The 5,922-nt window shown below is 66.3% G+C and carries 7 protein-coding genes and 1 tRNA gene; 4 read left to right on the top strand and 4 right to left on the bottom strand.

Going from position 1 to position 5,922, the window contains the following annotated elements; genetic code table 11:
• The 3 genes from ACRDTL_RS12275 to ACRDTL_RS12265 form a co-directional block, all read right to left on the bottom strand.
• A partial coding sequence (locus ACRDTL_RS12275) for a long-chain-fatty-acid--CoA ligase (protein WP_431506980.1) occupies positions 1-1,244 on the bottom strand: 1,244 nt, incomplete at its 3' end.
• Positions 1,245-1,292: 48 nt separating this feature from the next.
• Positions 1,293-2,309 carry a YncE family protein gene (locus ACRDTL_RS12270; protein WP_431506979.1) on the bottom strand — a complete coding sequence of 339 codons (1,017 nt, stop codon included), beginning with the start codon at positions 2,307-2,309 and terminating at the stop codon, positions 1,293-1,295.
• Between the two features lie 418 nt (positions 2,310-2,727).
• Positions 2,728-3,027, bottom strand: coding sequence for a DUF732 domain-containing protein (locus ACRDTL_RS12265; protein WP_431506978.1), 300 nt, complete (start codon positions 3,025-3,027; stop codon positions 2,728-2,730).
• A gap of 271 nt (positions 3,028-3,298) precedes the next feature.
• On the opposite strand from ACRDTL_RS12265, the gene ACRDTL_RS12260 reads away from it, so the two are divergent.
• Complete coding sequence (locus tag ACRDTL_RS12260; protein ID WP_431506977.1) at positions 3,299-3,634, top strand: DUF732 domain-containing protein; 336 nt, start codon at positions 3,299-3,301, stop codon at positions 3,632-3,634.
• Between the two features lie 93 nt (positions 3,635-3,727).
• Here ACRDTL_RS12260 and ACRDTL_RS12255 read toward each other — a convergent pair.
• Positions 3,728-3,801: transfer RNA gene (locus tag ACRDTL_RS12255), tRNA-Leu, on the bottom strand.
• 315 nt (positions 3,802-4,116) lie between these two features.
• On the opposite strand from ACRDTL_RS12255, the gene ACRDTL_RS12250 reads away from it, so the two are divergent.
• The 3 genes from ACRDTL_RS12250 to ACRDTL_RS12240 form a co-directional block, all read left to right on the top strand.
• The gene (locus ACRDTL_RS12250) at positions 4,117-4,416 is read left to right on the top strand and encodes a PE family protein (protein ID WP_431506976.1); all 300 of its coding nucleotides are present in this window, start codon (positions 4,117-4,119) and stop codon (positions 4,414-4,416) included.
• A 9-nt stretch (positions 4,417-4,425) separates the two neighbouring features.
• The gene (locus ACRDTL_RS12245; protein ID WP_431506975.1) at positions 4,426-5,640 is read left to right on the top strand and encodes a PPE family protein; all 1,215 of its coding nucleotides are present in this window, start codon (positions 4,426-4,428) and stop codon (positions 5,638-5,640) included.
• Positions 5,641-5,682: 42 nt separating this feature from the next.
• Positions 5,683-5,922, top strand: a 240-nt coding sequence (locus ACRDTL_RS12240) for a WXG100 family type VII secretion target (protein WP_431506974.1), incomplete at its 3' end; no start/stop codon positions are given.

Genomic DNA, 5,922 nt, shown 5'->3' with positions numbered 1-5,922 from the left:
TCTCCGGTGCGCAGCCAACCGGATTCGAACTTGGACTCGTCGGCGCCGCCGTAATAAGAGCCGGTGATCCACGGGCCACGGACTTCCAGTTCGCCCACGGCCGCGCCGTCGTTGGGCAAGACGTTGTTGTCGTCGTCGACGATGCGGGCCTCGACGCCGCACACCGGTTGACCCTGGGTCGCACGCAGCGCCCACTGCTGCTCATCCGGCGTCCCCGGCGGCGGCCACGCCATGGTGGCCATCGGCGATGTTTCGGTCATCCCCCACAGCTGGCGGATCTGGACGCCGTGCTGCTCCTCGAACGTACGCATCAGCGAAACCGGGACGGCCGAGCCGCCGCAGGCGACCAGTCGCAGCGACGACATGTCGTGGGAGGGGTTTTTCTCCAGGTAGTGCAGGACGTCGTTCCAGATCGTCGGCACCGCCCCGGCCACGGTCGGTCGCAGCGTTTCGACCAGGTCGACAAGCGACTTGGCGTCCAGGTGGCGGTCGGGCAGCACCAGGTCAGCACCCGCCATCAGCGCCGCATACGGCAGTCCCCAGGCGTTGGCGTGAAACATCGGCACGACCGGCAGCACGCGATCGCTGGAGCTGACCCCGATCCCGTTGGTGGTGCAGGCCGCCATCGTGTGCAGGTAGCTGGACCGGTGGCTGTAGACGACGCCCTTGGGGTTGCCGGTGGTGCCGCTGGTGTAACACATCGCCGCCGCGGAGTTCTCGTCGATGTCCGGCCAGTCGAACTCGGTTGACTCGCCGGCGATCAGGCCGGTGTAACGCAGCACGGTCTTGCCCGACTCGTCCAGCGCCGCCGTAGAGCCCTCCCCGACCGCGATCACGGTGTGCACGGTGTCGAGGCGACCCAGGATCGGCGCCAGCAGTTTGACCAGCGACAGGTCGACCAGCACGACCTGGTCTTCGGCCTCGTTGGCGACATAGACGATCTGGTCGGCGAAGAGCCGGATGTTGAGGGTATGCAGCACCGCGCCCATCGCCGGGATGGCCAGGTAGGCCGTTAGGTGCTCTTGGTTGTTCCACATGAACGTGGCGACCCGCTGATCACGATTGATCCCGAGGCTGCGCAGCGCGTTGGCCAGCTGCGCCGACTGCTCACCCAGCTCTGCGTAGCTGCAGTCGCGGTAACCACTGCCTGTTGCGGTAGTGACCCGACGCGCTCCGTGGATGCCGCAGGCATGCCGAAGGATCGCCGTGATCGTCAACGGGAAGTTTTGCATCGTGCTGTACATCGAGGTACAGCTTATGTTTCTCGGCGCGATATCGCGCCGGTTCGCCGGTCAGGCCATGGCGGGCTCGAGCGCCAGCAGCTCGGGCAGCGTCCAGTCGTGCGCGGCAGTGTCGGCGTCGGCCGGATGGATCGCGATCACGCTGACCGTACCGGCGTAGTCGCCGATGTACAGGTGGTTCCCGTCCGGACTTTCCATCACGCACGACGGCCGGCAGCCGACCGCAATGGTGCCGATCACGTCGTGGCTGTGCGTGCTCAGCACGACGACACTCTCGTCGCCGACGAGGTAGGCCCGCTCGCCGTCGCCGCTCACGCTCAGCTGCGTGCCGAGACCGCTGACCTCGCCGATTTTGGCGGTGCCGGTGACCATGTTGGTGCGGGTGTCGACGACGTCGAGCACTGCGCCGGAGTCGGGGCCGCAACTGACGATGTAGGCCGCGTCGCCGTGCGGGTGCAGCGCCACATCCCGGATTGGCGAGCCGATCCGGACGGCGCCGACCACGCGCTGTTGGTGCGTGTCGATCACGGCAAGCTCTGCGCCGGAGGCTCCGTCGGTCGCGACGTAGCACCGGGCCCCATCCGGGCTCACGCGCACGCACTCGGTGGTGGCCCCGGTCCCATGATCCCCGGCCGCGAGGCCGATCGAATCGACGCGACCGGTCATGGTGTCGAGCACCGCGACGTCGGCGCCGTGCACGGCGGTTCGGCACGCGTAAACGTGCCTTCCGTCCGGGCTCACCGCAAGGTCGCGAACGCTGTGTGCCACCGGGTGAACTCCCACGACCCGGCCGGTGTTGACGTCGATGACCACGATCGCGTCGTACGCTGCCGAAACCGTGCTGACGTATGCCCGGGTGCCCGCGAGTGCGATGGCGAATGGTTCGTTGGTTCCGACCACCGTCCGCCCGTGCGTATAGGTGTCGGTGTCGATCGACGAAACGCTGTTATCGGCGTGGTTCGTCACCATCAGCCTGCTGGCCGCGGGGTCGGCGGCAATACCGGTGATGACGCCACGGTGCACACCGATTCGGGCGATTACCGAGAAGCTCAAGCTGACATCGCCCACAGTGGCACCTGCTTTCGATCGTTCACCCACGGGACCGGGCGGACCCGGGAAGGCGAGCTGCTGGTCCATCAACAACCCGGCGTCATTCGGATTCGGCGTTTCACAGCGCTGGTTTCGAGCGAGTCTAGTGGGCGAATTCCCGCCAAAAAGTGAGCAGTTTCACTCCTTGTTGCCCGCGTCACACCTACAGCTCAGGCTGCGATTAAGGCGAAATGCGTTGCGCGCCCGTGCCGACGCGGGACAGCGAACGAATCAATTCCCTCTTGCAGGGGCTTCGTGATAATCGCTAACATCACGCGGCTTAACAACAATCGGCTTGCCGATTAAGAAACTCTTACCCTTTCGGCCGAAATAGAGGCCGAAATCACACGCGGCGCGAAACCGATATAGCGGTACCCGAACCGCCCGTTGCCGCTACTCAGAGGTGTTCGGGGCAGTAGGCGCTGGCCGCGCTGACCGCAAACCGTGCGGCATGCTCGGGCGTGAACCCCGGATTGGTGCTGCGCACCGCGTTGACGGTGTCCATCGGTGTCAGCCCGTTATCCATCAACTCGCACACCGCCCGGCCGGCTGCGATGGCTTGGCTCGCGCCGCGATGAGTAATGCCAGCCTGGTCGAGGGAGGCCAGGAAGCCTGCATCGCTGCTGCCGTCGGCGTGCGCCGGTACGGCCAGGCCGATTGCGGCGGCGATGCTCGCCAGGAGGAGTAGGCGCTTCATGCCTCGTAGTCTTCCCAGCGGCTGTTAAATTCCTGTTACCGAGACATAAGCGTCGCCGCTCGAATTGTTAAATCGGTGTTACCAGCAGCTCGCTCCGCTAGCTGTGACCGTGCTCTGACCAGCGCATACAGGCCTGCAGTGCTGGTGTCGCTGACTTCAATGGGAGACGAACCGAGGCATTAAGGCCCTACTACCCGTCCTAGTACCTAAGGGACAGTGAATATGCGGCACCAGCCCGCCCGCGAGCGCGGCACTGTTTGCAGGAGTAGTCATGTCTTTGCGTCCCACACCGAAATCCACAAAGAAATTTGCACTTGCATTTGCCGGCTTCGCCGCCCTGGCAGGGCTTGCCGCAGGACCTGCGCAGGCCGAAGACCTCGGCAACGATGCAGGCTTCCTGGCCGCCCTCGACCAGGCCGGCATTACCCATCGCGGCGCGAGCCAAGCCATCGCAGCCGGCCGGGCGGTGTGCGAGCTGATGGATAACGGGCTCACACCGATGGACACCGTCAACGCGGTGCTCAGCACCAATCCGGGGTTCACGCCCGAGCATGCCGCACGGTTTGCGGTAACCGCGGCCAGCGCCTACTGCCCCGAGCACCTCTAGCACCAAATAGCTTCCGCTAGAAGGTTATCCACCGACACATAATGGCTCCCTGCCGTCTTCGGCCCCTGGGTAGGCCGCCAATCGTTTTCACGGTGCCCCCACTGGGACTCGAACCCAGACTGGACGGATTTTAAGTCCGCTGCCTCTGCCGATTGGGCTATGGGGGCATGGCGGCGAATGTAGCGCGAGGCCGTCGCGGCCGACACGGCGGCACTGCCGTCGCACCGATTCCGGTAACTCCGCATCCCGCGTTGCCGGGCGGTGGAGCAAACGCCTTGCCGGGTCGGCAGATGACAGCAATATGTCGGGCGGCGCCGCAGTGTTAAGACTTCCCGCGCAGCGGTTAAGAAGCGGTTAACGGGCTATCACTGGGGTTTGTTTTTGGGCAACCGTGGTGGCGTGGATATGGATTCGGTTATGCGATGCCACTGCAGCGGTCGGCCCGGGTGTTGGGGTCGGCCTGTTTTTCGTGAGGAGAAGTCATGTCTTTCGTAACCGCTCAGCCCGAAGCGTTGACGGCGGCGGCCGGCAACCTGCAGGGGATTGGTTCGGCGATGGCCGCCCAGAACGCGGCTGCGGCAACCCCGACTTCCGGTGTGGTTCCCGCAGCCGCCGACGAGGTGTCGGTGTTGACGGCAACACAGTTCGCCGCGCATGCCGCGATGTATCAGGCGGTCAGTGCGCAGGCCGAGGCAATTCACGAGATGTTTGTGCAGACGCTGGGCACCAGCGCGGGCTCGTATGCGGCCACCGAGGTCGCCAACGCGATCGCGGCCGGGTAGGAGCGGGTCATGTTGGATTTCGGAGCTTTACCACCAGAGGTCAACTCCGCGCGCATTTATGCCGGCCCGGGCCCGATGCCGATGATGGCCGCCGCATCGGCGTGGAACGCGCTGGCCGCCGAGTTGGGTTCGACTGCGGCCGCGTATGAATCGGTGATTTCGACATTGAGCAGCGAGGAGTGGCTGGGCCCGGCGTCGGGATCGATGGCCGCGGCGGCCGCGCCGTATGTGGCGTGGATGCACACGAGCGCCATGCAGGCCCAGCAGGCCGCAATACAGGCCAACGCGGCGGCGGCGGCCTACGAGGCCGCTTTCGCGATGACGGTGCCTCCGCCGGTGGTTGCGGCCAACCGTGCTCAGCTGGCCTCGCTGGTGGCGACGAACGTATTGGGCCAGAACACCCCGGCGATCATGGCCACCGAAGCCCACTACGGCGAGATGTGGGCCCAAGACGCCGCGGCCATGTATGGCTACGCGGGGTCGTCGGCGACCGCCAGCAAGTTGGTGCCGTTTGCCGAGCCGAAGCAGAACACCAACCCGGCCGGCGCCGCCGGGCAGGCCACCGCGGTGACCGCGGCCACCGGCAACGCCGTGGGCAGCCATGCCCAAGCCGCGCAGATGATGTCGACATTGCCCGGTGTGATGCAGAGCATGTCGTCACCCATGACACCGGCCGCCGTGACACCTGCTGCACTGACGCCGGCCGCCTTGGCGCCCGCCGCCGCTGCTCCCGACCCGTTGGGACTCGCTCCGGCAGCCACATCCGGAGCTGCCACGGCCCTGGCTTATATCCCGTCGACGTTGATTCCGAACATGATCGGTTACTTCGCCGGCCCGGGTTTCAACGCAGCGGGAGGTGGCACGGTCGGCAGCGGCCTGGGGTCCCTGCTGGCTCCGGGTGGCGCGCTGGGCAGCCTGGGTGCGTTGGGCGGCGGCGTCGGCGGCGCGGCCGCGAGCGCTACCTCGGCGACCGCCGGGCTGGGCCAGGCCACCACGGTCGGGGCGTTGTCGGTGCCGACGAGTTGGGCCGGCGCCACACCCGCCAGCACCGCCGCCACCACGGTGGCCGGCAGCGGCTGGGCCGCCGCCCCGGAAACCAACAACCTGGCAGCAATGCCGCCGGCGGTGCCGACGGGAGTCGGCGGCAACCGCGGTTTTGGTTTCGGCACGCCGCGTTATGGCATCAAGCCCACTGTGATGCCCCGACCCGTGGTGGCCGGGTAACCGCACAGGACTCAAGTCGAACACTTCCGAAGGAGATTCCCGATGACCACCCGATTCATGACCGACCCGCACGCCATGCGCGACATGGCGGGCCGGTTCGACGTACACGCCCAGACCGTCGAAGACGAGGCCCGCAAGATGTGGGCATCCTCGGCCAACATCGCCGGGGCCGGCTGGAGCGGCACCGCCCAAATGACGTCTCACGACACCATGGGCCAGATGAACACCGCCTTCCGCAACATCGTCAACATGCTGCACGGGGTGCGCGACGGACTGATCCGC

The sequence above is a fragment of the Mycobacterium sp. genome, assembly GCF_050700595.1.
Lineage (GTDB): Bacteria > Actinomycetota > Actinomycetes > Mycobacteriales > Mycobacteriaceae > Mycobacterium.
This window is presented reverse-complemented; position numbering and strand designations above follow the sequence as displayed.